Source organism: Thiolapillus sp., from assembly GCF_048562965.1.
Classification (GTDB): domain Bacteria; phylum Pseudomonadota; class Gammaproteobacteria; order Chromatiales; family Chromatiaceae; genus Thiolapillus; species Thiolapillus brandeum_A.
On the sequence record NZ_JBHNMF010001508.1, the window covers coordinates 252 to 593 of the forward strand.

The following is a 342-nucleotide window of genomic DNA, read 5'->3' on the forward strand; positions in this document are numbered from 1 at the left end:
CCTGGGCGGCCAATATGAAGCGCCTGCTCCAGGAAACCTGCGCCATTGTCGCCAAACGCCAATCGAAGCGCCTGACCGGGAATGAGTACAAAAATCTGCAGAAACGCTACCGCAATATCCCCACCCGCGGTGCAAAGCAGCTCCCGCCTATCCCGCTCAGACAAAACGGCAAACGGGGCCGGGTCGCCAAATCCGATGCGCACAACCTGTGGGAACGACTGAGGGCCTCGGAAAAAATAGATTACCCCAATTTTGTAATCGGATTGATTGTGACAAACCATGATTCCAGATCAGGTTTTCTGTCAAATCGTTTTTCCAATTCACGCATGGCATGCTTACTCA